Here is a 25,630-nt window from a genome sequence, read left to right as displayed (position 1 = left end):
CGCTATCACGTTGACTTTAACACGGTCTTGAAGTGTTCGGCCCATGTTGGCGCGATAAAAGTCGTCGCGGGGCGCGGGTCTGGCACAGATGCGGCCCATTCTTCGATTGTTCTGATCCATGAATAGGGCTCGCTCAGGGCCGCGTAAACGGCTTTGTCGCCTAGGACCTCGTGCAAGACCGGTAAATCGTTGCATAAAACACGCGTTCCACGGCTCAGTGCCTCGGCGGGCGGCAGGCCGAACCCCTCTGCATGGCTGGGAAAAAGCATCCCTGCCGCGCCCTGTACCAATGCGGCCAATCCGGCGTCGCTGAGGCTTGAGAACTCGCGCACAGGGCCGCTCGGGGGCAGCCGATCAAGTCGGTCAAAGACCGCGCTGTTGTTCCACCCCCGAGCGCCGCAAATCAGCAGCAGCGGCGCGTTAGGGCCCATCTGCTGCCATAGGTCCAGCAAGAAACCATGGTTCTTGCGCGGCTCGATGGTGCCGACGACGACGAAATAGGGCGGCTTTGGCGGCAGGCCCGCAGGCAGTTCACCGCTATCGGGCGTGGGCAGGTCGAGACCCAGATGCGCGACGATCGCAGGGGGGATCCGCCCCCGCATCTGCGTCTCGCTGCGCCGGCGCGTGTCTTGCGAGTTGTAGATCACCAGATCGGCCTGCGCAGACACCCGGTCAATCTTGGCCCGAAACGGCGCGACCGTGCCGGGACGCTGGTAGGCGGGATGGTCCAGCGGGATCACATCATGAATGAGAACCGAAATCCGTCCCTGCGCCTTTTTCACGGCGCCCAGAACCCGGTCCGTCAGGTTGCTGTGGCCGACATTGAGATAGGCAAAGCCCGGTGGCAGATGACGCGAGAGCAATGGCGGCAACCCGGCAGGCAGACACCGCCCCCGCGCCAAGCGCCTCAGGTCACTTTCCGCCCGCGTTAGAGCCACACTACGCCCCCGTGGCAAGCGCGACAGAAGGTCTGCCCGCCCCCAAGGGACGCGACCCTCAAGCCGATCATGAAAGCCCCGCATCCCGTCGCGGTCCAGCAAGACATAGCCCAAAGCCGTGCGCGCCACTCCAAAGAGCGGCGCGTCACCTGTCAAAAGATGTGAGAGATACGCCAGTTCGACCCGATCAACCCCCGTCGCGCCCCGCCCGACCCGACGCAAACTGCGCGTTAGGTCCAAGAGCCGCGTGGCGGGTTCAGCCATCGTAGTGGCCGGTCTGGTGCCATTTCCAAGCGTCGGCAATCATCTTGTCCAAGGTCGAGCGTTTGGGCACCCAACCCAACTCCTCTTCCGCGCGGGTAGAGCCTGACACAAGTTTGGTACAATCCCCCGGACGGCGCGCGCCGATCTCATGGGGCACCGTTTGATTGGTCACAGCGCGACTGTCGTCGAGCACTTCACGCACCGAAAAGCCACTGCCGGTGCCAAGGTTGAACACGCGGCTGCCCTTCCCGTCCTGAAGCCATTTCAGACCCAAAACATGGGCATCGACCAGATCGCAGACATGCACATAGTCCCGAATACAGGTGCCGTCGGGGGTGTCATAGTCATCCCCGAAAACAGTCAGCGCCGCGCGTTTTCCGGCAATCGCATCCAGCATCAGGGGGATCAGATGCGTCTCTGGCTGATGGAACTCGCCCACTTCGCCCTCTGGATCCGCCCCGGCCACGTTGAAATAGCGAAAGATCACATGCTGCAGCCCATAGGCCGCTTCAAAGTCGCGCAGGATGTCTTCGATCGCGCGTTTCGACGCGCCGTAGGCGTTGATCGGATATTGTGCGCTGTTTTCATCCAACACGACGTTATCCTGATCGCCATAGGTCGCACAGGTCGACGAAAAGACGAACCCTTTGCAGCCTGCAGCGACCGCCGCCTCGATCAGCGTAAGAGACCCGTTGACGTTGTTGCGCCAGTAAAGCCCCGGCTCCGCCATGCTCTCCCCCACTTGGCTGAGGGCGGCGAAATGCATCACCGCAATGGGCTGATGTTTCGCAAAGACCTCATCCAGCCGCGCGCGGTCCAGCAGATCGCCTTGCTCAAAGGGGCCGAATTTCACGGCATCGCGCCAGCCTGTCACCAGATTATCAAATGTGACGGGAATAAAGCCCGCCGCTTTCAATGCCTTACAAGCGTGCGAGCCGATATAGCCTGCCCCGCCCGTTACCAATACCTTTTCCATTTTGCGTTTTCCCGACCTTACTGCGCGGCCCGGTCGATTTGGGAAATACTTTGCAGATAGGCCGAAAGATCATCGCGCAATTCCTCACGGGCAAGACCAAAGGCCACGGTCGCTTGAAGAAAGCCTGCTTTGGAGCCGCAATCGAACCGCTGCCCGCGGAACCGGAAACCATAGACATCACGGCCTTGCTCGATCTCTTGGGCGATCGCATCGGTCAGCTGAATCTCACCACCCGAGCCGGATTTCAGTTTGTTGAGGTTCTTCAAAACGTTCGGCGAGAGGATATAACGCCCGATCACCGCAAGGTTCGACGGCGCTTCGTCGACGGCGGGCTTCTCTACCATCCCTTTGACCTTCACCATATCGCCGCGCTCTTCACTGGTGTCGAGAATGCCGTAGGAAGAGGCACGGGAGGGCTCGACCTCCATCGCGGCAACCATGCTGCCGCCGGTTTCCTCATAGGCTTCGACCATCTGCTTGAGGCAGGGTTTTTCCGCCGCGATCACGTCATCAGGCAGCATGACGGCAAAAGGTTCATTGCCGATCAAACGGCGGGCGCACCAGACCGCATGGCCAAGACCAAGCGCCTTATGCTGGCGGATATAAGCAATCGCACCGCTGTCCATATTGGTGCTTTGAAGCGTCTCTAGAAGCTCTGTCTTGCCCTTTTTACGCAACTCCTGCTCAAGCTGCGGGGCGTGGTCGAAATAATCCTCCAGCGCGCCTTTGCCGCGGGAAGTCACGAAGATGAACTCTTTGATCCCGGCCGCCCGCGCCTCATCGATTGCGTATTGAACCAAGGGGCGGTCAACGAGAGTCATAATCTCTTTGGGCACCGATTTGGTGGCGGGCAGAAAGCGTGTCCCCATACCTGCGACAGGGAAAACCGCCTTTGTTACCTTCTTGCGCATGTTAATCCTTACAACTTATTCGAAAAATACAGAACGCCACGGTAAATCCACCTGCGTCTTTTTAACGGCTACGATCATCGCTGAAACCGCGCTGTCTGGCAACTCGCTTAACTTCTCTTTTCAGCCGATCACACCGCCGCCTTAAGCGAAAAACCGCGTCATCCCGGGCGGATTTTCCGTATATCCCACCTGTTTGCTGCCAAATAGCGTGGGTCGGATCAAAGACAACGCGATGGTAGAGCGCCGTTGGCGAAAGGCTGATCAAGGTGACGATCTCTCCGGCTTGCGCCCGTTTTGCAGCTTTTCCCCGGTCCCGTGCCAGTTTTATAGGCCGGGTGAAGATCGCCACGCTGCGCCGCGCGCGGGCGGGGAAAGGGCGAAAGGGGCTGCTGGCGACGCGCGGTACGCTGGTGCTGACGAAGGGGCGCTTCAGCCCCTCGGCATGGCCTTCATCCAGTCTGCGCAGCAGACGGGGAACATCGCGCGGCTCTAACCCGCCGCTTATCAGATGGCGCAGCAACCGGCGGCGCTCTGCCGCGCGAAGGTGTGCCCATTGGGCGGCACGGTCCTGCGGGGGCAGATGTTTGCGATGGAACACGGCCCAGCTTGCCCCGATGTCGAAAAGATCACGCGGCACACGGTTGGCGCTTCGCATCGCATTGGCGGCGAAACCGTGATGGACCTCGGCCAGCGGCACGATTGCGGTGGCATGGCCTGCCCGCGCCAGCCGCATGTTCAGATCGGTTTCATCGAGATAGTAATGAAAGGCCGGGTCAAAACCGCCCATCTCCACCAAGGCATCACGCCGAAAAGCCATATTAGTGCCTTCGGTTTTGATTGCCCCCCCGGGCGGAGGGTGCAAAATGCTGGGCGTTTCGGGGTCTACATCAAGGTTTTCCGGCTCTCCCAATGCGTTCAGTTGGCGCGCGCGGTATTGGAAAGAGATGCCGTTTCGTCCCCGGACGAAACCGGTCATCGCCGCCACTTCGGGCTGTCGCGCAGGGTCCAGCAGGTGGCGCAGCCATTGCGGCTCTGGCACGGCATCATCGTCGATAAAGGCCACGACCTCCCCCGCGGCCTCGGCGATCCCAAGGTTGCGCGCGGCAGAGATGTTCGGCCTGTCGTAAGTGACCAGCTTTAGGGCCTCGGCAAAGGCCATGTCGCGGGCCACAGCGATCCCTACGGGGTCGGCCACGACGATGACTTCGAAAGGGGCGTATTGAAGCTGTCCCACCCCCGTCAGACAGCGCCGCAATGCCTCGGGCCGATTCCGGCTGACGATGACGATGCTGACAGGCACGCCGTTTTCCAGCGTGGCACTGACGGGGGTGGTGGTCATTCCAGACCCATTTTCGCCATCATGGCTTCGAGCTTCGGCACGTCTTCGGGGTTGTTCAATTCCCAGAACTCGCGGCCCTTGGCCTCGACCTCGGCGCAGAGCACCGGGCGGCCATTCTCAAGGAAACGAAGCTGTTCCAGCCCCTCCAACTGCTCCAAGGGACCGACAGGCCAGTTAGGGTAGCGCGCCAGCGCGTCGGGGCGGTAGGCATAGACCCCGACGTGATGGAAAACCGGGGTCATATCAGTCTCTGCGTAGAGCTTTCCGGTATAGGGAACGACCTCTTTCGAGAAATAGAGCGCTTGATTATCGGCCCCGAAAACCGCCGTCGTGCCGCCGACCCGGCCCGCCTTGCGGTCGCCCAGAAGACTGTTCAGCGTGACACCGTCGCAACGCAGAACCGGGGTCGCAATCTCGGCATTGGGATTGTCTTTCAGCCCCTGCACCAGCCCTTCGACGAACCAATGCGGCGTTAGCGGTGCGTCGCCTTGCAGGTTGACCACGATGTCATAGCCCCCGCCCAGCGCGGCATGGGCTTCGGCGCAGCGTTCGGTGCCGTTGGCGCAGGATTCCGAAGTCATCACGACCTCGGCGCCGAAACCCTCTGCGGCCTCGCGAATGCGGTCGTCGTCGGTGGCCACCACCACACGATCGACGCCCGAAACCGCGCTGGCGGCCCGCCAACTGCGCTCGATCAGGGACTGTTTTTGTCCCGTAGCTCCGGTGAGGGCCACAAGCGGTTTGCCGGGATAGCGGGTGGAGGCATAGCGGGCGGGGATGACGATCAGAACAGACATCAGCCCGCCTTCAGCTCAACACCCGGCGCATGGGCGATGAAGAAGGGGTTGGCGAAATCTTCCTTGCCGTAGGCCAGCGGGGTGAGGTCATCGAAACGCACCACAGCGCCGCCTGCCCCGTTCAGCACCGCATGGCCTGCGGCGGTGTCCCATTCCATCGTGCGGCCCAAACGCGGGTAGAGATCGGCCTCTCCGGTCGCGACCAGACAGAACTTCAGCGAGGAACCCGCCGAGGTCATGTCCCGCACGCCGTATTTTCCGATGTAGTCGTCGGTCGCCTGATCGCGGTGGGATTTGGAAGCAACGACCATCAGGGCCGCATTGTCCGGGTTAGAGACTGAAATCGCCTTGGTTTCGCCAAGCTGCCCTTTGGCAAATGCGCCCGTCTCCTCGACCGATTGACCGTCGGCTTGAGTAAAGAACATCCGGGATTTGGCAGGCGCATAGACCACGCCGCGCGTCGGCACGCCGCCTTCGACCAGCGCGATGTTCACCGTGAAATCCCCGCGGCGGTGGACGAATTCCTTGGTGCCATCAAGCGGATCGACGATGAGAAAGGTATCGCCCTTGGCGGTATGGGTCGCGGCCTGCTCTTCGGTGACCAGCATGACATCGGGAAAGGCAGCGCGGAGCCCTTCGGAAATGATCGCATCGGCGGCTTCGTCGGCGGCAGTGACGGGGCTGTCGTCGGATTTCGATTTCACCTCGAAATCATCCTGACCATAGATCTCCATGATCTTATCCCCGGCTTCCAATGCCAGCCGCCGCATTTCTGCGACCAATTTCTCGTAATCCATTTTGCCTCCGGCCCTGCGGGCTGTCGTTGCTTCAATTAACCATTTCCCTTATGCTGTGCAGCTAACGGAACAGCAAGAATTCCGTGCCACGTTAGGGCTTCGTCAAGGACGCGCGCATGTTCCAATCCTCCAGAAAGCCGAAATCGGGCTTTGGCTCGGCTCTCTCCATTGCAGAGTTGGTTTACCATTCCGTGGTGCGCAACGTGCGCAAGCAGCACAACAACGCCTTCATCGCCATCGCGATGAACATGCTGCAAACGGTGATGTTCGTGCTGGCCTTCTATGTGATGTTCTCGATCCTCGGGATGCGCGGGTCTGCCGTGCGCGGTGATTTTCTTGTCTATCTGATGTCTGGCATCTTTCTCTACCTCACCCATGTGAAGGCATTGGGCGCGGTCGCCGGGTCAGAGGGGCCAGCAAGCCCGATGATGCAGCACGCCCCGATGAATACAATCATCGCCATCGCTTCGGCGGCGGTCGGATCGCTTTATATTCAGGTGCTGTCGCTCTTTGTGATCTTGTTTATCTACCATGTGGCGGTGACCCCGATCTCCATCGATCAGCCCTTTGCCGCTTTCGGGATGATGCTCACCGCGTGGTTTACCGGCTGTGCGCTTGGGCTGGTGATGCTGGCGATCAAGCCGTGGTTTCCGTCCTTCGTGACGATTTTTTCGACCGTCTATCAACGTGCCAACATGATCGCCTCGGGCAAGATGTTCCTCGCCAACTCTCTGCCCGGCTATATGCTGGCGATGTTTGATTGGAACCCGCTGTTTCATAGCATCGATCAGGCGCGCGGCTTTGCCTTCATCAATTACAACCCGCGCTACAGCAGTTGGGAATACCCGCTCTGGGTTGGTCTGGTGCTTTTGATGATCGGGCTGATGGGCGAATTCTATACCCGCCGTCATGCGTCGATCAGTTGGAATGCCCGGCGGTGAGACTGCTTGCGGTCCTTCTCTGCCTCTGGGCGCTGCCTGCCGTGGCAACGCAGGAGGCATGGCCCGCTCTTTACGATGTCAGCGGGGTCGCGGCGGATGACGTGCTGAACATTCGCCAAGCACCTGACGCAAGCGCTGCGATTATCGGCAGCCTCAAGCCCGACGCTGAGAATATCGAAGTGATCCGCCCCGATGACCACCATAGCTGGGGCTTGGTTAACACCGGCGAAGGGAGCGGCTGGGTCTCTCTAAGCTACCTCACACGTCAACCAGGGCAATGGGATGGGGCGATGCCGCCCGTGGCGCGCTGTAGCGGGACGGAGCCGTTTTGGTCTTTTGATGTCACCGGAGCGAGGCTGAGTTACGATGCCATGGCGGACAGCCCGCGCGATTTCCGCATCACCCAGTCCGGCACGGCGCAGGGGCGGCGCGACAGCTTTCATCTGATTGCCGAGGGGGCCAGCGGTGCGGCAATCGCCGCGCTTACGGCGCGTGCCTGTAGCGATGGCATGTCGGACCGCGCCTATGGGCTTGCGGTCGACCTTCTTTTGCAGGGAAATGATGGCTGGCAACATCAGACAGGGTGTTGTTCACTCAGCCGCTGAAACGACGGACTTTTCAAAAAAGTCCGTCGCCGTTTTCTTTAAAAGAAAACGTCACTCCACCACACGAAGCGTCAGATTGATCCGCCCCCCTTTGGGCAGCAGCGTCGACGTGCCGGGCTTGATCCGGTCCACCCCGTGGTAGGTCAACCGCGCCTCACCGCCCATGACCACCACATCGCCCGACTGCAGCCAGATCGATTCCGTCTTGCCGCCTCGGGTCAGGTTGCCGATCCGAAACAACCCGTCATCTCCCAGAGAGACCGAAACGACAGGCCACTGAAAGTCCGCCTCATCCCGGTCCTGATGCAGCCCCATGCGCGCATCGGCATCGTAGTAGTTGATTAAGCAGCATTCGGGACGGCGCTCCAACCCCGTCAACTTGTCCCAGATCGCCAGAATCGGTTCGGGGATCTCGGGCCATGGCTGCCCATCGGGATGTTCGGTGACGTAACGATAGCCGCGCCGGTCCGAGAACCAGCCATAGCGCCCCGCCGCGCTCATCCGGACCGACATGCGCCCGCCGCGCGGCACTTCGGGGCGAAAGAACGGCGCCTCGCGCACCACACCGCGCACCGCGTCCAACACCTTCTGCTGGGCCGCTCTTCCCAAAAATTCTTTGTGGATATCGAAGCCCCGCAGGCGCAAAGCAGTCATTTTTCTTTCTTCCTCACTCGTTTGGCAAAAACATCACGGAATCGCGACCATCCTGACCAGCCAATGGTTGCAGGGTGCAAATACCCTCCCTATATACGCTCCGAACCGTCGAAGGCACGTGGTCTTCGATGTCAACAGATCGGGGCAGGATGCCGAAACGGGTCCGCGCCTCGTGTCATCGCCTTAGATTCAAAGAGGGATCGAACATGTCCAAAGTAATCGGTATTGACCTTGGCACCACCAACAGCTGTATCGCCATCATGGATGGCAGCCAGCCTCGTGTGATCGAAAACGCTGAAGGCGCGCGCACAACGCCGTCGATCGTCGCCTTCACCGACGATGAGCGCCTTGTCGGCCAGCCGGCGAAACGCCAGGCGGTCACCAACCCAGAAAACACTGTCTTCGGCGTCAAGCGCCTGATCGGCCGCCGCAACGACGATGCGGATCTGGCCAAAGACAAAAAGAACATGCCGTTCAACGTCATTGATGGCGGCAACGGCGACGCATGGGTCGAAGCGCGTGGTGAGAAATACTCCCCAAGCCAAATCTCAGCCTTCATCCTTGGTAAGATGAAAGAAACCGCAGAGAGCTATCTGGGTGAGGAAGTCACGCAGGCCGTTATCACCGTGCCCGCATACTTCAACGACGCCCAGCGTCAGGCCACCAAAGACGCCGGCAAGATCGCCGGTCTCGAAGTGCTGCGGATCATCAACGAGCCGACAGCCGCCGCGCTGGCCTATGGCCTCGACAAAGAGAACACGCAAACCATCGCGGTCTATGACCTTGGCGGCGGTACATTCGACGTGACCATCCTTGAGATCGACGACGGCCTGTTCGAAGTGAAATCCACCAACGGCGACACGTTCCTCGGTGGTGAAGACTTTGACATGCGCATCGTCAACTACCTTGCGGATGAGTTCAAAAAGGCCAACGGCGTTGACCTGACGCAAGACAAGATGGCGCTGCAGCGTCTGAAAGAAGCTGCCGAGAAAGCGAAGATTGAGCTTTCCTCCTCCAGCCAGACCGAGATCAACCAGCCCTTCATCTCGATGGGTAAAGACGGCTCGCCGCTGCACATGGTCATGAAGCTGACCCGCGCCAAGCTGGAAAGCCTCGTGGGTGATCTGATCAAAGCGTCGATGAAGCCCTGCGCCGCAGCGCTGAAGGATGCGGGCCTCTCGGCTTCCGACATCGACGAAGTCGTGCTGGTCGGTGGTATGACCCGTATGCCGAAAGTCGCAGAAGAAGTGACGAAGTTCTTCGGTAAAGAGCCGCACAAGGGTGTGAACCCTGACGAAGTTGTGGCCCTGGGTGCTGCCATTCAGGCCGGTGTTCTGCAAGGCGACGTCAAAGACGTGGTTCTGCTGGACGTGACACCGCTGTCCTTGGGCATTGAAACCCTTGGTGGCGTCTTCACCCGTTTGATCGACCGTAACACCACGATCCCGACGAAGAAGTCTCAGGTCTTCTCGACCGCCGAGGACAACCAGAACGCTGTGACCATTCGGGTTTTCCAAGGTGAGCGTGAGATGGCGGCCGACAACAAGATGCTCGGTGCCTTCAACCTTGAGAACATCCCGCCTGCCCCGCGCGGCATGCCGCAGATCGAAGTGACCTTTGACATTGACGCCAACGGCATCGTGTCGGTGGGCGCGCTCGACAAAGGCACCGGCAAAGAGCAGAAGATCACGATCCAAGCCTCGGGTGGTCTGTCGGATGCGGATATCGACAAGATGGTCAAGGACGCGGAAGAGAACGCCGAGGCGGACAAATCCCGTCGCGAGCTGATCGAAGCGAAAAACCAAGCGGAATCGCTGATCCACTCGACCGAAAAGTCGCTGGAAGAGCATTCCGACAAGGTTGACCCAACCACCGTCGAAGCGATCGAGCTGGCCATTGCCGCGCTGAAAGACGAGCTGGAAACCGACAACGCCGACAAGATCAAGTCCGGCATCCAGAACGTCACCGAAGCGGCCATGAAACTGGGCGAGGCGATCTATAAGAACGCTCAGGAAGAAGGCAACGACGACACGGCGCAGCCTTCGGATGCTCAGCAATCGCAGGGTGGCGACGATGACATCCTCGACGCCGAGTTCGAAGATCTGGACGACGACAAGCGCGCGTAAGCGTGAAACGGAACCTGTGAAAGGGCCGGTCCGTCAGACGGGCCGGCCCATCACGTTCCAGCGCAGGAGCATGATAACCCATGGCAAAACGTGACTACTACGAGGTGCTTGGCGTTGCCAAAGGGGCCTCTGCCGACGAGATCAAGAAGGCCTACCGCAGCAAGGTCAAAGACCTTCACCCCGACCGCAACAAAGACAATCCAAACGCCGAAGCCCAGTTCAAAGAAGTGGGCGAAGCGTATGACGTGCTGAAAAGCGACGACAAGAAAGCGGCCTATGATCGCTACGGCCACGCCGCCTTTGAAGGTGGCATGGGCGGCGGTCGTCCCGGCGGCGGCATGGGTGGCGGTCAGGGCGATTTCTCTTCGGCCTTTTCCGATGTCTTTGACGATCTCTTCGGTGACTTCATGGGCCAACGCGGGGGTGGTGGCGGACGCCGCGCCGCACGCGGTGCCGACTTGCGCTATAACCTGCGCATCTCGCTCGAAGATGCCTTCTCGGGCATGCAAAAGTCGATCACCGTTCCGGCCTCTGTCCAGTGCGATTCATGTGACGGCAGCGGTGCCGAGGGCGGCGCAGAGCCGTCGACCTGCCCCACCTGTTCGGGCATGGGCAAGGTCCGCGCGCAGCAGGGTTTCTTCACTGTTGAACGCACCTGTCCCACCTGCTCTGGCATGGGTCAGATCGTTAAAAACCCTTGCAAGAAATGCCGCGGCGCGGGCCGTGTTGAGAAAGAGCGCACGCTCTCGGTTAACATCCCCGCTGGTGTTGAAACCGGCACCCGTATCCGGCTAGCCGGTGAGGGCGAAGCGGGCATGCGCGGGGGGCCGTCGGGTGACCTCTATATCTTTATCGAGGTGGCCGAACATGAGCTCTTTGAGCGCGACGGGCCGAACCTGTTCTGCCGTGTCCCCGTGTCGATGAGCACCGCCGCTTTGGGCGGCAATATCGAGGTGCCCACCATCGACGGGGGTCGTGGCCGCGTGCAGATACCCGCAGGCAGCCAGTCGGGTCGTCAGATGCGTCTGCGCGGCAAGGGCATGCCCCCGCTGCGGGGCGGTGGCGTCGGTGATATGATCATCGAACTGGCGGTTGAGACCCCGGTGAACCTGACCAACAGACAGAAGGAACTGCTGCGGGAGTTTGAGGGCGAAGCCCAGAACAACAACCCGGAAAGCAGCAATTTCTTCTCTTCCGTCAAATCTTTCTGGGATTCGATGAAGGGTTAAAATTCTGCCGGGTGAGGCGTATCGCGCGCCTCACCTGCAACCCTAGGTGCACAAGGTAAATAGGACGTCAAAACCCTGTTAACCGAATCCTAACCACCTTCACGCAAAACTCTGGTCATGACCCGTGCCCCGAGAACCTCGGCTGATCAGCCCCTTCCCTTCCTGATGGACGAAGCGCACAGACCGCCGTCCAATACGGGAAAGCAACCCTCTTATATTGGAGACCACCGCCAGCGTTTGCGCAGCCGTTTCATTGATGGCGGCGCGGCGGCTATCCCGGATTATGAGATGCTGGAGCTTGTCCTTTTCCGCGCCATCCCCCGCCGTGATGTGAAACCGCTGGCGCGCGAACTTCTGGACCGGTTCGGTGACTTCAACCGCGTCATCACCGCCCCTGCCGCCCGCCTGCGCGATATCAAAGGTATTGGCGAAGCGGTGATTGTCGAGCTTAAGATCGTTGAGGCTGCGGCCCAGCGGCTGGCCCGGGCGAAGGTGCTACAGCGGCATGTCGTCTCCTCTTGGGACGCTCTGCTGGACTACTGTCACACCACCATGGCCCATCTGGAGATGGAGCAGTTTCGCGTTCTCTACCTCGACCGAAAGAACATCCTCATCGCGGATGAGGAACAGGCGAAAGGCACGGTGGATCATGTCCCGGTATATCCGCGCGAGGTTGCCAAACGGGCGCTTGAACTGAATGCCAGCGCGATCATTCTTGTGCACAATCACCCCTCGGGCGACCCCAGTCCGTCAAGATCGGACATCGACATGACCCGGCAAGTTGCGGCTGCCTGTGATGCCCTGGGGCTGACGCTGCATGACCACCTGATCATCGGCAAATCACGCGAGCTAAGCTTCCGGAACGAAGGACACCTGTAAGGAACCCGCTCCTCAGCGCACCCAAACCTCGACCCGCCGGTTGGCCTGACGGCCCCACTCGCTGTCATCGCAGGCAATCGGCATCGCTTCGCCAAAGGCATCCACCCGCAGATCAATGCGCGACAGGTTGGCGGTGACCGCGGCTGCGCTGACGGCACGTTGGACCGCCTCGGCCCGGCGCAGCGCGATCTCGCGATTGGCCTTTGCCGCGCCCTCCCCATCGCTGAAGCCCACGAACATCAACCGGCGCGCGTCATATTGGCCCTGCTCCAGCGCCCGCGCCAGTTGCTGAACGTTAGAGCGCGACTGCGCGTCAAGACGGATCGAGCCTGCCTCGAACCGGAAAGAGGTCGTGAGCCGGGCCATCGGCACCAGCGTCGCCGTCATGCGCTGCAATTCTTCCAACGGGGTTTCGATCCCCGCCGTGATAATGGCATTGGCAAAGCGGTTGCCCTGTTCCTCTATCGGGATTTCTTCGGGCGTCTGATCTACGAAACCAGCCCTGCGGATCACGATCTGCGCCGAGGGGCCGCGGGTAAAGGCGAGAAACTCGCGTGTGATAAGCGGCAGCCGACGCGCCGGGAAATAGAGGAACATCGGCGCGGTCAGCGGGTAATCTTCGGTCTTGATCGTGCGCCGCGCGGCATCCAGCGCAAAGCCGCAGTTGCCGCCAAGGGTCAGCACCTCGGTCCCGCCCTGTTCGGCATAGCTGGTGATCCCAAGAGCAAAGACATCCCGCGCGACCGCCTCTGCCAGCGCGTCGGGCATAGTGTGGCGCGTGACATCGGCGCTCAGTTCCAGTCCGGCGGGCGTTAATACCTGATCCACAATGGCTTGACTCAAGCCGCTGTCGGCGGTGGGTAGATGCAGTTCAATGGGCGCGTCCGGCCCGCCAAGGCGCTGCCAATTCTTGATCTCACCGGAAAACACCCGGGCCAAGGTCAGCGGCGAGATCTGTTTCACTGGATTGGACGGGGCCACCACAGGCACCACCGCATCAAGCGCCAGCACCCGGCTGCGATTGGCGCCGGTCAGATCGCCCAACCCCAACTCGCGGGCATTTATCCGCTCCTCGCGGCGCACTTCGCGCAGGGCCATCACCACATCGGCCTCATCCGCCAGAAGATCGGCAAAGCCTTCGTTGGTGTTGGTCGCCCGGAAATCGAATCGCGCGGCCAGTTTGCCATCATCTTGACGCGAAAGCAGCAGCGCGAAACGCCCGCCCTCCCCGTCTTCGCGGTTGACCGTATAGCCCTGCCGCGCCGCGAAGGCTTCGATCAGCGCGGGCATCAGCACCGCCCCCATGGTTGCCGAGCCCGAGAACCGCACCTCGGCCACGAAATCTTCAAGGTTGGGGCATCCCGGCCCGGCGCAGGACACGCCACTGCTGTCGACGGTCAGCTCGCCGTAGTCGGTTTCGACCCGATAGAATTCGCCGTCGAAACCCAGCAAGGTGCCGCTGAGTTCAACGCTGCCATCGCGCGAGGTCAGCGCGATATCCTGCGCCGTGCCTGTGACCGCCGTAAAAAGCAAAAGTGCGGCGCTGATCGCCGCACGTTTCAACCCGTTCATCAAGACCTACCCGGTTGCGTTAGTTCTGCGCGACTTTCAGGTCTTGGAGCAAATTATTCAACACCAGAAAGTTGCCAACCGCATCACACTCCGGCACGGCGAGGGTCAAGTTCTGAGTTTTCACCGGATCGTCGCCACGCAATTCCAGCGCCTGTGCTTCGATCTCAAGCCCGCAGTTGGCCTCGCTCACCTCGGCCTCGACACTGAGCGCAACATCGCCCTCCTGCGCCGCATTGGCGACCGGAAAGCTATAGACTTCAGCCATCAGCGGCTCAGCGGTATCGGTGTCGCCATTGCGGGTCATGAAGCCGCCTTCGCCCAGCACGGCAGCGGTCATATCGCGCGGGGCGCCGGACCAGACATGGCCCGCATCGCCGTAATCCGCGCCGAACTCACGGGCGTGAAGCTCAAACCCCGCGGTGCCTTTCCATTGCAGCACGACGCGGTTGAAATCAGACAATTCGGGCACGGTGGTCTGCGCCACAGCGCCGTCTCCGTTGCCAAAGGCAAGGATGAACACAGCCTCTTCCGCGAGGGCCGGGACGGAGACGGACAATCGCCCTTTGTCATCGGTGACTTCGGTAAAGATCATGCCGTTGTGGTGCACGGTCAGCCGTTCATTCGGCAGACAGGCCGCATCCAAGCTGAGTTTCACCATAGCGGCGGCCACGGCGTCTGCGGTGGCGCTGATATCGCAGGTCGCGGGGATCGCGGTGCTGTGGCTCTCAGGTGCAGGCGGCAGGCTTTGAGGGGCTGCGGCTTTGACCACCCGGTCATCCAGCGTCGGCAATGCGATGGGACTGTCCAGCGCGGCAGAGGTCAGGGTGATGCCCTCAACTTCGAGCAGCGCGCCATTGTCGGCCACCAGACGCTGCGCCTCAGCCGCGCCATAACGCTGCTGCGCCGTGTCAGAGCTTTGCATGACATAGCCGATGCCAACGGCACAGGTGAGAGTGCCGACAGCCGTCAGAATTTCTTTAGTGCGCCACATAACAAGTCTCCTTCAACGGATTCGTTGGAGACTTTATGGACGGGGATCAGGGCCGGGGTATGGCCCTGAAACGCCAAGTTATGGGCGAAAAGATGTCGCGGCTCAGGTGATCTGGCCGTGGCAGTGCTTGAACTTCTTGCCAGAACCACAGGGGCAGAGATCGTTCCGGCCCGGGTTGCCCCATGTGGCGGGATCGTTTTCATCAAAGCCCGGTGCGGCGGCCTCGGCCTGCTCAGATGCTTCATCTGCAGCCTCGGTGGCAGCGGCCTGCATGGCGGCCTGACGGCTGGCCATTTCCTGCATCATCTCGCGGCGCTGCTCTTCGCTCATCGGTTGGATTTGACCGAGCTTCTGGGTCACGTCCTGCCGCAGACTGTCGAGCATCGTCTCGAACAGTTGGAAGGCTTCGTTTTTATACTCGTTCAGCGGATCGCGCTGCGCGTAGCTGCGAAAGCCCACGACCGAACGCAGATGCTCCAGCGTCAGCAGGTGGTCGCGCCATTTGGTGTCGATGGCCTGCAACAACAGCTGTTTTTCGATGTTGCGCATGTTCTCTTCGCCGAAAGCCTCGGCCTTTTTCGCCATCAGCTCATCCGTGGCCTGCATCAAACGTTCGCGGATCACCTCGTCATCCACGCCGTCTTCTTCGCACCATGCGATGATCGGCACGTCGACGTTCAGTTGCTCGATCACCGCAGCATAAAACCCTTGGGTGTCCCACTGATCGGCGTAGGTCTTGGGCGGCATATAGGTGTCGATCAGATCGTCGATCACCTGCTCGCGCATGTCGGTGACGATCTCATTGAGGTCTTGCGCTTCCATGATGTCGCGGCGCTGGCCAAAGATCACTTTGCGCTGCTCGTTCATCACGTCGTCGAACTTCAGCAGCTGCTTACGGATGTCAAAGTTGCGGCCCTCGACCTTCGCCTGCGCGCGCTCCAGCGATTTGTTCACCCAAGGGTGCACGATGGCTTCGCCTTCTTTCAGGCCCAGCGTGGTCAGCACTTTCTCCAACCGTTCCGAGCCGAAGATGCGCATCAAGTCATCTTCGAGTGACAAGAAGAAAGAGGTGCGGCCCGGATCGCCCTGACGGCCCGAACGGCCCCGCAACTGGTTGTCGATGCGGCGGCTCTCGTGACGCTCAGACGCCAGCACGTAGAGACCACCGGCCTCCAGCACCTTTTGCTTTTCCTCGGCGTGCTGCGCTTCGATCTGCGCGCGGATGTTTGCCGGGTCTGCGTCGGGATCGGCATCCAGCGCGTCGAGCACTTTCAGCTCGACGTTGCCGCCCAGCTGAATGTCGGTGCCGCGGCCCGCCATGTTGGTGGCGATGGTCACGGCGCCCAGCTTGCCAGCTTCGGCGATGATCTGCGCTTCTTGCTCGTGCTGGCGGGCGTTGAGCACGTTATGCTCGATCCCGTCGGCGGTCAGCATGGCGCTAAGCTGTTCGGACTTTTCGATCGAGGTGGTGCCGACAAGGCAAGGCTGACCCTTGGCGTGGGCTTCCTTCACCTTTTCAATCATCGCCTCGTATTTCTCACGCGCGGTGCGGTAGACGGCATCGTCTTCGTCGACACGGGCAATCGGCACGTTGGTCGGCACTTCGACAACGCCAAGGCCGTAGATCTCGGCGAATTCCTCGGCTTCGGTCAGGGCCGTGCCGGTCATGCCGCCCAGCTTGTCGTAAAGACGGAAGTAGTTCTGGAAGGTAACGCTTGCGAGGGTCACGTTCTCTGGCTGAATCTCGACGCCTTCTTTGGCCTCGATCGCCTGGTGCAGACCGTCCGAAAGACGGCGGCCCGGCATCATGCGGCCCGTAAATTCGTCAATCAACGTAACGGAGCCATCGCGAACGATGTAATCCTTGTCGCGCTGGAACAGCTTGTGCGCGCGCAGACCTTGGTTGACGTGGTGCACGATGGTCGTGCTTTCGGGATCATAAAGGGTCATCCCCTCTTCGATCAGATCACGGGCGCGCAACTGCTCTTCGAGGAACTCGTTGCCCTCGTCGGTGAAGGTCACGTTGCGGGTTTTCTCGTCCAGCTCGTAATGCTCATCGATCAGCGAGGGGATCAGCGCGTCGATGATCTGATACATCTCCGAGCGGTCCTGCGAGGGGCCAGAGATGATCAGCGGCGTCCGCGCTTCGTCGATCAGGATACTGTCGACCTCATCCACGATGGCAAAGTTATGCCCGCGCTGCAGCATGTCCGACAGGTTCGACTTCATGTTGTCGCGCAGATAGTCAAAGCCCAACTCGTTGTTGGTCGCATAGGTGATGTCGCAGGCATAGGCCGCGCGCTTTTGATCTTCGGGCATGCCGGAATAGGCGACCCCGGTGGTCAGACCCAACGCGCCAAAGACTTTGCCCATCCATTCGGCGTCACGTTTGGCGAGGTATTCGTTCACCGTCACCACATGCACGCCTTTATGCGTGAGCCCGTTGAGGTAAGCCGCAAAGGTCGCGGTCAGGGTCTTGCCCTCACCGGTCTTCTGCTCGGCGATATTGCCTTGATGCAGGAAGATGCCGCCCAAAAGCTGGGTGTCGAAGGCGCGCAGGCCAAGGGTGCGACGCGCAGCCTCGCGGCAGTTGGCAAAGGCTTCGGGCAGCAGATCGTCAAGGTTTTCGCCCGCATTGGCCCGTTTGGCCAACTCTTCCGTGCGCAGCTTGATCTCGTCGTCGCTCAGCTTTTCGAATTCAGGCTCCAGCGCATTGATCCGTGCCACAAGCGGACGGGTCGCCTTGATCTTCCGGTCGTTTGGCGTGCCAAAGACCTTTTTGGCGATTGTTCCGATACCCAGCATGTAATCTCCCGCCGAAGTTATGATGTCTTGCGCCGATCTGGTTGCCGAGCGCCATGGCAGCCCATAGATAGTGGATGAGCCCGCGCCTCTCAGCGCCATAAGGCGATGTAAGGGGCGTGCCATACACTGTCAATGTAGCAGCCCTGCTACGAAGGAAGCGATTGGACCCAACCATGCAAAAACCCCTCACTTTTCTGTCGTCTTTGGCGCTTGCCGCCGCTGTGGCGCTGCCTGTTGCCGCCCAAGACGAACCGGGTGTCGACACGGTTGTTGCCACCGTCAACGACACTGAAATCACGCTGGGCCATATGCTTGTCGCACGCGCCAGCCTGCCCCAGCAGTACCAGCAGTTGCCCGATGACGTGCTGTTCAAAGGCATCCTCGACCAGTTGGTGCAGCAAACGGCCCTCGCCGACAGCTTTACCGGCGAATTGCCGCCGCGCGTGACGCTCTCGATCGAAAACGAGACACGCTCGCTCACCGCTGGTGAGGCGATCGAAGGCGTTATGGCCGAAGATGTCAGCGACGAAGAACTGCAAGCCGCCTATGACGCGCAGTACAAAGACGCCGAGCCTGAGCAGGAATTCAACGCCTCACATATCCTTGTCGAAACCAAGGAAGAAGCCGACGCGATCAAGGTTGAACTCGACGGCGGTGCGGACTTTGCCGAAGTTGCCAAAGAGAAATCGACCGGACCCTCCGGCCCCGGTGGCGGTTCCTTGGGGTGGTTCGGCCCCGGCATGATGGTCCCCGCCTTTGAAGAGGCCGTGGCTGGCATGGAAGCCGGCAGCGTGTCTGATCCGGTGGAAACCCAGTTCGGCTGGCATGTCATCAAGCTGAACGAGACTCGCACAGGCGAAGCGCCCGCGCTGGAAGATGTGCGCGAAGAGCTTGAGACCCAAGTGCGCCAGACCAAAGTGCAGGAAGCCATCGAAAGCCTTACCGAGGCCGCCGAGGTTGACCGCAGCGCCGCCGATGGCATCGACCCCACTGTCCTTAAAAACGTTGAATGGCTGAACTGACCCATGGGTAAATCACTGGCTGTCTCGCCGCTCGCCCCGGCCCGTTTTCCCGACCTTCCGGTTATTGACGGCGTGACATTCGCCACCATCGCTGCTGGCGTCCGCTATCAAGGGCGCACCGATGTGATGTTGGCGAAGCTGGCACCGGGCAGCGCTGTGGCGGGGGCGTTCACACGCTCTGCCACCCGCGCGGCCCCGGTGCTGGACTGCCAGGCAAAAATCGGCGGCGCCTCGGATGAGGGCGCCGCCATCGTTGTGAATTCCGGCAATGCCAACGCCTTTACCGGGCGGGGCGGCACCGAAGCGGTCGAGGCGATCACCGCCGCCGCCGCCGAAGCCTGCGGCGTGCCGCAATCGCGGGTTTTCACCTCGTCCACCGGCGTCATCGGCGAACCCCTGCCCCACGAACGGATCACCGCCGTGCTGGGCGATCTCCACGCGAAACTCGACCCTGCGGGCATCGAAGACGCCGCGCGGGCCATCATGACAACGGATACTTTCCCCAAGGGCGCCAGCGCGACCGTAGAGATCGACGGCAAAACCGTCTCTATCGCTGGGATCGCCAAAGGCTCGGGCATGATCGCGCCCGATATGGCCACCATGCTGGTCTATATCTTTACCGATGCGGTAATCGCGACAGATGCGCTGCAACACCGCCTTTCGACCCATACCGAGACGACATTCAACTGCATTACCGTCGACAGCGATACCTCAACCTCTGACGCGCTGATCATGGCCGCGACGGGGGCCTCCGGGGTCGAGGTCGCGGACAACGAAGCCTTCGACGAGGCGCTGCGAGACGTGATGCTGGACCTTGCACATCAGGTCGTCAAAGACGGCGAGGGCGCGCAAAAGTTCGTCGAAGTGGCCGTCACCGGTGCCTCCAACGATGACGAGGCCAAAGTTCACGCTATGGCCATCGCCAACTCACCGCTGATCAAAACCGCCATCGCTGGTGAAGACCCCAACTGGGGCCGGGTCGTCATGGCCATCGGGAAATCAGGCGCCGCGGCAGACCGCGATCGCCTGTCGATCCGCTTTGGGGATATCGAAGTCGCCCGCGACGGCTGGCGCAGCCCAGACTATTCCGAAGAGGATGCCGCCGCCCATATGAAGGGTCAGAATGTCGTCATTGGCGTTGATCTGGGCCTCGGCGAAGGCCGCTGCACCGTCTGGACCTGTGACCTTACCCACGGCTACATCGACATCAACGCCGACTACCGGTCCTGAGCGCATGAAAACAGTGCTCGTTTCCGCGGCGGCCCTAATCGATATCGATGGCCGCGTGCTTTTGGCACAGCGGCCCGAAGGCAAGCCAATGGCGAGCCTATGGGAATTTCCCGGCGGCAAGATCGAACCCGGTGAAACGCCAGAGGCGGCGTTGATCCGGGAGTTGCACGAAGAGTTGGGGATCGAGACATGGGCATCCTGTCTCGCGCCGCTGACCTTTGCCAGCCATAGCTACAGTGATTTTCATCTGCTGATGCCGCTTTTTGCCTGCCGCAAATGGGGCGGCACCCCGGTTTCGCGCGAAGGGCAGACCCTTAAATGGGTGCGTCCCAATGAAATGCGCGGCTATCCGATGCCCGAAGCAGACGTACCGCTTATATCAATATTGCGTGATTGGCTCTAGCCTAGAGTGGCAGAATTGCACTAGTGATCACCAATCACTCAGCATGTTGCGGATTTTTTAACCCAAAGCGCATCATACTGAGGCAGAGTTGTAACATCTGTATGAAAGGGTGCCGACATGTTGAGAACCATCGCCATCGGAAGTTCCATTTACGTTCAGGGTATTTTTGTAAAAATGTTGGCGGGCGGTCGCATGGCCGTTCAAGTCGACGGTAAGATCTTCGAAGGCAAACCAGTCTGAAAAATCTGCGTGGAACGCCTATTTTGGTGAACAAATAGGCGTTCCGCCGCGTTTCCCCTGAGCATTTGGCAGGGGATTTTATGTCATCGAAGCGCGCTATTGTCATCCTGAACCGCGGTTCGGGCCGTCAAAACGGTGACCAAGCCGAAAGCACTATCCGATCCGCCTTTGCGCGGCACGGGGTCACGGCGGAATTCATTCACATCGACAAACGGAACGATCCGGCCAGTGCAGCCCGGCAGGCTTTGTCTCAGCCTGAAGGCATCATTGCCGTGGCCGGCGGGGATGGCACGATCTCTGGCGTGTCCTCGGCCATGAAGGAGCAGGACCGCCCGCTTGGCATCATCCCACAGGGCACCTTCAACTATTTCGCGCGGTCGATGGGCATCCCAGAAGACCTGCAAGAAGCGGTTGATGTCATCGCAGGCGGCGAGAGCCGCGCGGTGCATGTGGCGACAATCAACGGCGAGACCTTCTTGAACAATGCCAGCATCGGCGCCTACCCGGCGATTCTTAAGACCCGGGAGGGCATCTATCGTCGCTGGGGCCGCAGTCGGATCGCCGCCTATTGGTCGGTGATCAAAGCTCTGATAGATTTCCGTACGTCGCTCAAGCTGACCATCGTGGTCGACGGCAAAGAGACCGACCTCCGAACCCCGCTGGTATTCGCGGTCAACAACGCCTTTCAATTGGATCAAATGGGGCTCGACGGGCAAGACTGTATCGCGCGCGGCGATATGGTGCTGCTGGTCGCCCCCGACACCTACCGTTTTGGCCTGCTGCGCCATGCTGTGGCTCTGGCGACGGGCCTGGCGAAACATCATACCGACTACGAAATGCTCTGCGGGTCGGAGGTCGAAATACGCATGAAACAGCGCAAACGATATGTCGCGCGGGACGGAGAGATTGCAGTGATGCAGGGCCCCTTCAGGCTCACCCGTGCAACCTCTCCCATCCATATTTTCGTCCCCCGCGCTTCTGGAAAGGACGTGAGATGAGCCGCTTGATTCACCTATCCGACCTGCACTTCGGCAAGGACCGGCCCGATCTTCTTATGCCCTTGTTGGAGGCCGTGAACGGCTATGACCCCGATCTGGTGATCATCTCGGGCGATCTGACCCAACGGGCGAGGGAAAAGGAATACCGTGCGGCGCGGGCCTTTATCGACCGGATCAACGCGCCGGTCTTGTGCGTGCCGGGCAACCACGATATCCCCCTGCATCGCCCCCTTACCCGGTTCTTGGCCCCTTGGCGCTACTACCGGCGCTGGATTGATCACGATCTGACGCCCGTGCACGAAGGCGCGGATTTCGTCGCGGTGGGGATCAACACCGTCGACCGCTTCAAATGGCAGACCGGCAAACTGGGCCTGCGCCGTTTGGGGCGGGCCTGCCGTGCCCTGTCGCGCGGCGGAAAGAACACGTTGCGCATCGCGGTGTGTCACCACCCGCTGGATCACCCCAATGAAACCCACAAGCGGCCCATTCCGGGCGCGCAGCGGGCCTTGAAGCGGCTTCTGGACTGTGGCGCGGACCTGATCCTGTCAGGCCATCTGCACATCTGGCACGCGGGCACCTTTGCCCACCCGGCACCGGAGCACGACGGCCATCTGGCGATCCAGTTGCACGCAGGTACCAGCCTGTCATCGCGCCAGCGGGGGGAGCCAAATGACTTCAATCTGATCGATATCTCGCCCCTGCACGTCAATCTGGCGCGGATCAGCTTTGACGATGGCAAAAAGGCCTTCGCAAAAGCAGAGGCCCGGCAATTTGACCGGGCCTCTGGGGAATTCGTTCTGTAAGCGCGTGGCTTAGGCCAAGGTGCGGGTCACTTCTTCGCGCTCGAAAATCTCGATCACATCGCCGGGGCGGATGTCTTCGTAGTTTTCGAATGCCATGCCGCATTCCTGACCGGACTGAACCTCGGGCACTTCGTCTTTGAAGCGCTTGAGCGTTTTCAGCGTGCCTTCGTGGATCACGACGTTGTCGCGCAGCAGACGCACACCGGCGCTGCGGCGGGCGACGCCTTCGGTGACCAGACAGCCAGCAACTTTGCCCACACCGGTGACCTTGAAGACTTCTTTGATGTTGGCGTAGCCAATGAAGTTCTCTTTGATCTCGGCGCTCAGCAGGCCGCTCGCAGCCGCTTTTACGTCATCCACAAGGTCATAGATGACCGAGTAGTAGCGGATTTCGACGCCCTTCTGGTTCGCAGTGTTCCGCGCCGAAGCATTGGCACGCACGTTGAAACCCATGATCGGGGCGCCGGAAGCTTCGGCCAGACCGACATCCGTCTCCGTGATTGCGCCCACACCGGAGTGCAGAACCCGAACGCGGACTTCGTCGTTGCCGATTTTCTCCATCGCCTGAACGATCGCTTCGGCAGACCCCTGCACGTCGGCTTTGACCAAGATCGGCAGCTCGCTGACGTCTTCGTTCGCCTTGGCGTTAGCCATCAGCTGTTCCAGCGTCGTGGCGGCACCGGCAGCGGCACGTTTGTCCTTGGCGGCGTTGGCGCGATACTCAGCGATTTCGCGGGCCTGCGCTTCGGTTTCGGTCACGTTCAATACGTCACCGGCCTCTGGCGTGCCGTTGATGCCAAGCACCTCAACCGGCACCGATGGCCCGGCTTCTTTGACGCGTTCGCCTTGGTCGTTGATCAGCGCACGGACCTTACCGTATTGCTCACCGACAACAAAGATGTCGCCCTGACGCAATGTGCCGTTCTGAACCAGCACGGTCGCCACGGGGCCGCGGCCCACGTCAAGCTGCGCTTCGATCACTGCGCCCACAGCGGCCCGGTTCGGGTTCGCCTTGAGCTCGAGGATTTCAGACTGCAGCGCAATGGCTTCAAGCAGTTCGTCCAGACCTTGGCCCGTTGCGGCCGAGACTTCGACATCCTGCACATCACCGGACATCTTCTCGACGATGACTTCGTGCTGTAGCAGATCGGTCCGAACCTTATCAGGATTCGCGGCAGGCTTATCGATCTTGTTGATCGCCACGATCATCGGCACTTTGGCCGCTTTCGCGTGGGCAATCGCCTCGATCGTTTGCGGCATCACGGCGTCATCCGCCGCGACCACCAGAACCACGATATCCGTTACCTGAGCCCCGCGCGAACGCATGGAGGTAAAGGCCGCGTGGCCGGGCGTGTCGAGGAAGGACAGAACCGCGCCATTGTCGGTCGTGACCTGATAGGCACCGATGTGCTGGGTGATGCCGCCGGCTTCGCCAGCAACCACTTTCGCATTCCGGATCGCATCAAGCAGCGATGTTTTCCCGTGGTCGACGTGACCCATGATCGTGATGACCGGGGGACGACCCTGCAGATCCTTCGGATCGTCTACAGCCTCTTTGATGACGTCTTCGACATCGGCATCGGAAACGCGCACCACTCTGTGGCCGAATTCTTCGATGATCAACTCGGCTGTATCGGCGTCGATGGTTTCGTTCTGAGTTACCATCAGGCCGTTTTGCATCAGCGCCTTGACCACCGCGCCGGTCTTTTCGGCCATGCGGTTGGCCAATTCAGAGACCACGATGGCGGGCGGCAGTTGCACGTCACGCACGATCTTTTCACGCTCGACCTGACCACCCATCGCTTTTTGGCGGGCACGTTCCTGCTTGCGCTTCATCTGCGCCATGGAACGTTGACGTCCACCTTCGCCACCGGCCAGCGCCTGATTGACGGTCAGCTTGCCCGCGCGGCGGCTGTCGCCACCTTTGCTGCGCTTCTTGCTGTCGTCGCGGTCACGGTCCGTGGTTTTGCGCGGCGTGGCGGCGGGCGCGGGCTTGCTGCCCGGCTCGCGTGCAGCGGCAGGTTCCGGTGCTGGCGCAGCGGCAGCGGCTTCGGCCTCTGCCTTGCGGCGGGCGTCTTCCTCGGCCTTGGCTTTGAGGCTTTCTTCGCGCTCGCGCTCTTCGCGTTCTTTGGCTTCGATCTCGGCCCGGCGGCGCTCACGCTCTTCGGCGCGGGCCTTTTCTTCGGCCTCGCGCGCAGCGGCTTCCTCAACCTCACGGGCTTTGGCGGCCTGAACGGCCTTCAGACGGCGCTCCATCTCGGCATCGGTGATGCCTGCGGGGCGCTTCTTGGGATCGCCAATCGGCCCGGCGCCCGGCCCGGTTGGTTTCTGGCCACCCGGCTTGGGCACCACAACACGCTTGCGCTTGGTTTCGACCACAACGTTTTTGGTACGCCCGTGGCTAAAGCTTTGCTTTACATTCCCCGGACGTGCGCCACCGCGCAGACCCAATGTTTTCTTGCCGTCACTATCGCTCATGAAGCTCGTCTATCCTTTCGGATGGCCGTTGCCACCCTCGTTTACGCGCACGCCTTTAAGTCGTCCGGCTTCCTCTACAACACGTTGCGTGAGTCCACCAGAGGCGAGCGCCCCATGTATCACAGTTTGGCGACCGAATGCCAAACCCAATTCATCGGCTGTCAACCAACCGATGTAATGGCCATAGTGTGGGGTGCTCAGCTTGGACTTACCGCGCCCTGACCCGTCTACGGCCTGTATCAATACTTCGGCCTCTTCGGTTTGCAACCAACCCTTGACCTTTTCGTAGCCGGCGACCGCCTTGCCTGCCTTGCGCTGGAGCGAGATCAAGTCCACCACCCGGCGCGCCAATTGCTGTTCGACCTCGTCGATCAACCCGTCTGGCAGCGTGACCGGCTGTTTCGCCGACCGAGCAAAGGCCTTTTTCTTTACCGCGAGTTCCAGCGCGGCACGGTCCGCCGAGACATAGATGCCCCGGCCCGGCAGTTTACCCAGAATATCCGGGTAAACCTGATTGTCCGGGCCGATCACAAAGCGGATCAACCCGTGTTTTGGCTGCACGTCGCCCGTGGCGATGCACTTGCGTTCCGCACCATCTTGCTGGTCATTCGAAGCGCCACCGCGTCCCATGT

General features: G+C 60.7%; 23 protein-coding genes. 11 read left to right on the top strand and 12 right to left on the bottom strand.

The window, feature by feature from the left end:
* Positions 1 to 5: 5 nt before the first annotated feature.
* The 6 genes from J3456_RS12985 to cysQ all read right to left on the bottom strand — a co-directional run bounded on the left by J3456_RS12985 (position 6) and on the right by cysQ (position 6,022).
* Positions 6 to 1,202 carry a glycosyltransferase family 4 protein gene (locus J3456_RS12985; RefSeq protein WP_349580598.1) on the bottom strand — a complete coding sequence of 399 codons (1,197 nt, stop codon included), beginning with the start codon at positions 1,200 to 1,202 and terminating at the stop codon, positions 6 to 8.
* Positions 1,195 to 2,178 (bottom strand): UDP-glucose 4-epimerase GalE, encoded by a 984-nt coding sequence (galE, locus tag J3456_RS12980; protein ID WP_349580597.1) that lies wholly within the window; start codon positions 2,176 to 2,178, stop codon positions 1,195 to 1,197. Before galE ends, J3456_RS12985 begins: the two co-directional genes overlap by 8 nt.
* A gap of 17 nt (positions 2,179 to 2,195) precedes the next feature.
* The gene (galU, locus tag J3456_RS12975; protein WP_349580596.1) at positions 2,196 to 3,089 is read right to left on the bottom strand and encodes a UTP--glucose-1-phosphate uridylyltransferase GalU; all 894 of its coding nucleotides are present in this window, start codon (positions 3,087 to 3,089) and stop codon (positions 2,196 to 2,198) included.
* Positions 3,090 to 3,150: 61 nt separating this feature from the next.
* Positions 3,151 to 4,428, bottom strand: coding sequence for a glycosyltransferase family 2 protein (locus tag J3456_RS12970; protein ID WP_349580595.1), 1,278 nt, complete (start codon positions 4,426 to 4,428; stop codon positions 3,151 to 3,153).
* On the bottom strand, positions 4,425 to 5,225 hold the full coding sequence (locus J3456_RS12965) for a 3-deoxy-manno-octulosonate cytidylyltransferase (RefSeq protein WP_349580594.1): 801 nt from the start codon (positions 5,223 to 5,225) through the stop codon (positions 4,425 to 4,427). Before J3456_RS12965 ends, J3456_RS12970 begins: the two co-directional genes overlap by 4 nt.
* Positions 5,225 to 6,022: a 3'(2'),5'-bisphosphate nucleotidase CysQ gene (cysQ, locus tag J3456_RS12960; protein WP_349580593.1), complete on the bottom strand. Its 798-nt coding sequence runs from the start codon at positions 6,020 to 6,022 to the stop codon at positions 5,225 to 5,227. Before cysQ ends, J3456_RS12965 begins: the two co-directional genes overlap by 1 nt.
* Positions 6,023 to 6,138: 116 nt before the next feature.
* Here cysQ and J3456_RS12955 point away from each other — a divergent pair, with 116 nt between their 5' ends.
* Together J3456_RS12955 and J3456_RS12950 are read left to right on the top strand one after the other, a co-directional pair.
* A complete protein-coding gene (locus J3456_RS12955; protein WP_120349760.1) occupies positions 6,139 to 6,963 on the top strand; it encodes an ABC transporter permease in 825 nt (274 codons plus the stop codon).
* Positions 6,960 to 7,568, top strand: a complete 609-nt coding sequence (locus J3456_RS12950; protein ID WP_349580592.1) for a COG3650 family protein — start codon at positions 6,960 to 6,962, stop codon at positions 7,566 to 7,568. Before J3456_RS12955 ends, J3456_RS12950 begins: the two co-directional genes overlap by 4 nt.
* A gap of 51 nt (positions 7,569 to 7,619) precedes the next feature.
* On the opposite strand, the gene J3456_RS12945 is transcribed toward J3456_RS12950, so the two are convergent.
* Positions 7,620 to 8,222 carry an alpha-ketoglutarate-dependent dioxygenase AlkB family protein gene (locus J3456_RS12945; protein ID WP_349580591.1) on the bottom strand — a complete coding sequence of 201 codons (603 nt, stop codon included), beginning with the start codon at positions 8,220 to 8,222 and terminating at the stop codon, positions 7,620 to 7,622.
* A 206-nt stretch (positions 8,223 to 8,428) separates the two neighbouring features.
* Here J3456_RS12945 and dnaK point away from each other — a divergent pair, with 206 nt between their 5' ends.
* The 3 genes from dnaK (at position 8,429) to radC (ending at position 12,456) form a co-directional block, all read left to right on the top strand.
* Positions 8,429 to 10,348: a molecular chaperone DnaK gene (gene dnaK / locus J3456_RS12940; protein WP_067627843.1), complete on the top strand. Its 1,920-nt coding sequence runs from the start codon at positions 8,429 to 8,431 to the stop codon at positions 10,346 to 10,348.
* An 80-nt stretch (positions 10,349 to 10,428) separates the two neighbouring features.
* Positions 10,429 to 11,577, top strand: a complete 1,149-nt coding sequence (gene dnaJ / locus J3456_RS12935) for a molecular chaperone DnaJ (protein WP_132443934.1) — start codon at positions 10,429 to 10,431, stop codon at positions 11,575 to 11,577.
* A gap of 165 nt (positions 11,578 to 11,742) precedes the next feature.
* A complete protein-coding gene (gene radC / locus J3456_RS12930; protein ID WP_349580609.1) occupies positions 11,743 to 12,456 on the top strand; it encodes a RadC family protein in 714 nt (237 codons plus the stop codon).
* Between the two features lie 12 nt (positions 12,457 to 12,468).
* Here radC and J3456_RS12925 read toward each other — a convergent pair whose 3' ends face one another.
* From J3456_RS12925 to secA, 3 genes are all read right to left on the bottom strand, one after another.
* On the bottom strand, positions 12,469 to 14,028 hold the full coding sequence (locus J3456_RS12925) for a phosphate ABC transporter substrate-binding/OmpA family protein (RefSeq protein WP_349580590.1): 1,560 nt from the start codon (positions 14,026 to 14,028) through the stop codon (positions 12,469 to 12,471).
* Between the two features lie 19 nt (positions 14,029 to 14,047).
* Positions 14,048 to 15,019 carry a hypothetical protein gene (locus J3456_RS12920; RefSeq protein WP_349580589.1) on the bottom strand — a complete coding sequence of 324 codons (972 nt, stop codon included), beginning with the start codon at positions 15,017 to 15,019 and terminating at the stop codon, positions 14,048 to 14,050.
* A gap of 102 nt (positions 15,020 to 15,121) precedes the next feature.
* On the bottom strand, positions 15,122 to 17,824 hold the full coding sequence (gene secA, locus J3456_RS12915; protein WP_349580588.1) for a preprotein translocase subunit SecA: 2,703 nt from the start codon (positions 17,822 to 17,824) through the stop codon (positions 15,122 to 15,124).
* Between the two features lie 173 nt (positions 17,825 to 17,997).
* Here secA and J3456_RS12910 point away from each other — a divergent pair, with 173 nt between their 5' ends.
* From J3456_RS12910 to J3456_RS12885, 6 genes are all read left to right on the top strand, one after another.
* Positions 17,998 to 18,846, top strand: a complete 849-nt coding sequence (locus J3456_RS12910; RefSeq protein ID WP_349580587.1) for a peptidylprolyl isomerase — start codon at positions 17,998 to 18,000, stop codon at positions 18,844 to 18,846.
* A 3-nt stretch (positions 18,847 to 18,849) separates the two neighbouring features.
* Positions 18,850 to 20,076, top strand: a complete 1,227-nt coding sequence (gene argJ, locus J3456_RS12905) for a bifunctional glutamate N-acetyltransferase/amino-acid acetyltransferase ArgJ (RefSeq protein ID WP_349580586.1) — start codon at positions 18,850 to 18,852, stop codon at positions 20,074 to 20,076.
* Positions 20,077 to 20,080: 4 nt separating this feature from the next.
* Positions 20,081 to 20,479: a (deoxy)nucleoside triphosphate pyrophosphohydrolase gene (locus tag J3456_RS12900; RefSeq protein ID WP_349580585.1), complete on the top strand. Its 399-nt coding sequence runs from the start codon at positions 20,081 to 20,083 to the stop codon at positions 20,477 to 20,479.
* Between the two features lie 117 nt (positions 20,480 to 20,596).
* Complete coding sequence (locus tag J3456_RS12895) at positions 20,597 to 20,719, top strand: hypothetical protein (RefSeq protein WP_271688600.1); 123 nt, start codon at positions 20,597 to 20,599, stop codon at positions 20,717 to 20,719.
* An 80-nt stretch (positions 20,720 to 20,799) separates the two neighbouring features.
* Positions 20,800 to 21,717 (top strand): diacylglycerol/lipid kinase family protein, encoded by a 918-nt coding sequence (locus tag J3456_RS12890; RefSeq protein WP_349580584.1) that lies wholly within the window; start codon positions 20,800 to 20,802, stop codon positions 21,715 to 21,717.
* Entirely contained in the window at positions 21,714 to 22,520 is an 807-nt protein-coding gene (locus tag J3456_RS12885; RefSeq protein ID WP_349580583.1) for a metallophosphoesterase family protein, read from the top strand. The genes J3456_RS12890 and J3456_RS12885 overlap by 4 nt, the downstream gene beginning before the upstream one ends.
* Before the next feature lie 9 nt (positions 22,521 to 22,529).
* Here J3456_RS12885 and infB read toward each other — a convergent pair whose 3' ends face one another.
* Complete coding sequence (gene infB, locus J3456_RS12880; protein WP_349580582.1) at positions 22,530 to 24,998, bottom strand: translation initiation factor IF-2; 2,469 nt, start codon at positions 24,996 to 24,998, stop codon at positions 22,530 to 22,532.
* 9 nt (positions 24,999 to 25,007) lie between these two features.
* Entirely contained in the window at positions 25,008 to 25,628 is a 621-nt protein-coding gene (locus J3456_RS12875) for an RNA-binding protein (RefSeq protein ID WP_349580581.1), read from the bottom strand.
* Positions 25,629 to 25,630: the final 2 nt, after the last annotated feature.

The organism is Sulfitobacter sp. NFXS29, from assembly GCF_040148765.1.
Classification (GTDB): Bacteria; Pseudomonadota; Alphaproteobacteria; order Rhodobacterales; family Rhodobacteraceae; genus Sulfitobacter.
This window is presented reverse-complemented; position numbering and strand designations above follow the sequence as displayed.

Bases quoted from the DNA above. Each gene is read 5' to 3' on its own strand.
- J3456_RS12985 (WP_349580598.1), bottom strand. From the start codon at position 1,202: ATGGCTGAACCCGCCACGCGGCTCTTGGACCTAACGCGCAGTTTGCGT.
- galE (WP_349580597.1), bottom strand. From the start codon at position 2,178: ATGGAAAAGGTATTGGTAACGGGCGGGGCAGGCTATATCGGCTCGCAC.
- galU (WP_349580596.1), bottom strand. From the start codon at position 3,089: ATGCGCAAGAAGGTAACAAAGGCGGTTTTCCCTGTCGCAGGTATGGGG.
- J3456_RS12970 (WP_349580595.1), bottom strand. From the start codon at position 4,428: ATGACCACCACCCCCGTCAGTGCCACGCTGGAAAACGGCGTGCCTGTC.
- J3456_RS12965 (WP_349580594.1), bottom strand. From the start codon at position 5,225: ATGTCTGTTCTGATCGTCATCCCCGCCCGCTATGCCTCCACCCGCTAT.
- cysQ (WP_349580593.1), bottom strand. From the start codon at position 6,022: ATGGATTACGAGAAATTGGTCGCAGAAATGCGGCGGCTGGCATTGGAA.
- J3456_RS12955 (WP_120349760.1), top strand. From the start codon at position 6,139: ATGTTCCAATCCTCCAGAAAGCCGAAATCGGGCTTTGGCTCGGCTCTC.
- J3456_RS12945 (WP_349580591.1), bottom strand. From the start codon at position 8,222: ATGACTGCTTTGCGCCTGCGGGGCTTCGATATCCACAAAGAATTTTTG.
- dnaK (WP_067627843.1), top strand. From the start codon at position 8,429: ATGTCCAAAGTAATCGGTATTGACCTTGGCACCACCAACAGCTGTATC.
- dnaJ (WP_132443934.1), top strand. From the start codon at position 10,429: ATGGCAAAACGTGACTACTACGAGGTGCTTGGCGTTGCCAAAGGGGCC.
- radC (WP_349580609.1), top strand. From the start codon at position 11,743: ATGGACGAAGCGCACAGACCGCCGTCCAATACGGGAAAGCAACCCTCT.
- J3456_RS12925 (WP_349580590.1), bottom strand. From the start codon at position 14,028: ATGAACGGGTTGAAACGTGCGGCGATCAGCGCCGCACTTTTGCTTTTT.
- J3456_RS12920 (WP_349580589.1), bottom strand. From the start codon at position 15,019: ATGTGGCGCACTAAAGAAATTCTGACGGCTGTCGGCACTCTCACCTGT.
- secA (WP_349580588.1), bottom strand. From the start codon at position 17,824: ATGCTGGGTATCGGAACAATCGCCAAAAAGGTCTTTGGCACGCCAAAC.
- J3456_RS12910 (WP_349580587.1), top strand. From the start codon at position 17,998: ATGCAAAAACCCCTCACTTTTCTGTCGTCTTTGGCGCTTGCCGCCGCT.
- argJ (WP_349580586.1), top strand. From the start codon at position 18,850: ATGGGTAAATCACTGGCTGTCTCGCCGCTCGCCCCGGCCCGTTTTCCC.
- J3456_RS12900 (WP_349580585.1), top strand. From the start codon at position 20,081: ATGAAAACAGTGCTCGTTTCCGCGGCGGCCCTAATCGATATCGATGGC.
- J3456_RS12895 (WP_271688600.1), top strand. From the start codon at position 20,597: ATGTTGAGAACCATCGCCATCGGAAGTTCCATTTACGTTCAGGGTATT.
- J3456_RS12890 (WP_349580584.1), top strand. From the start codon at position 20,800: ATGTCATCGAAGCGCGCTATTGTCATCCTGAACCGCGGTTCGGGCCGT.
- J3456_RS12885 (WP_349580583.1), top strand. From the start codon at position 21,714: ATGAGCCGCTTGATTCACCTATCCGACCTGCACTTCGGCAAGGACCGG.
- infB (WP_349580582.1), bottom strand. From the start codon at position 24,998: ATGAGCGATAGTGACGGCAAGAAAACATTGGGTCTGCGCGGTGGCGCA.
- J3456_RS12875 (WP_349580581.1), bottom strand. From the start codon at position 25,628: ATGGGACGCGGTGGCGCTTCGAATGACCAGCAAGATGGTGCGGAACGC.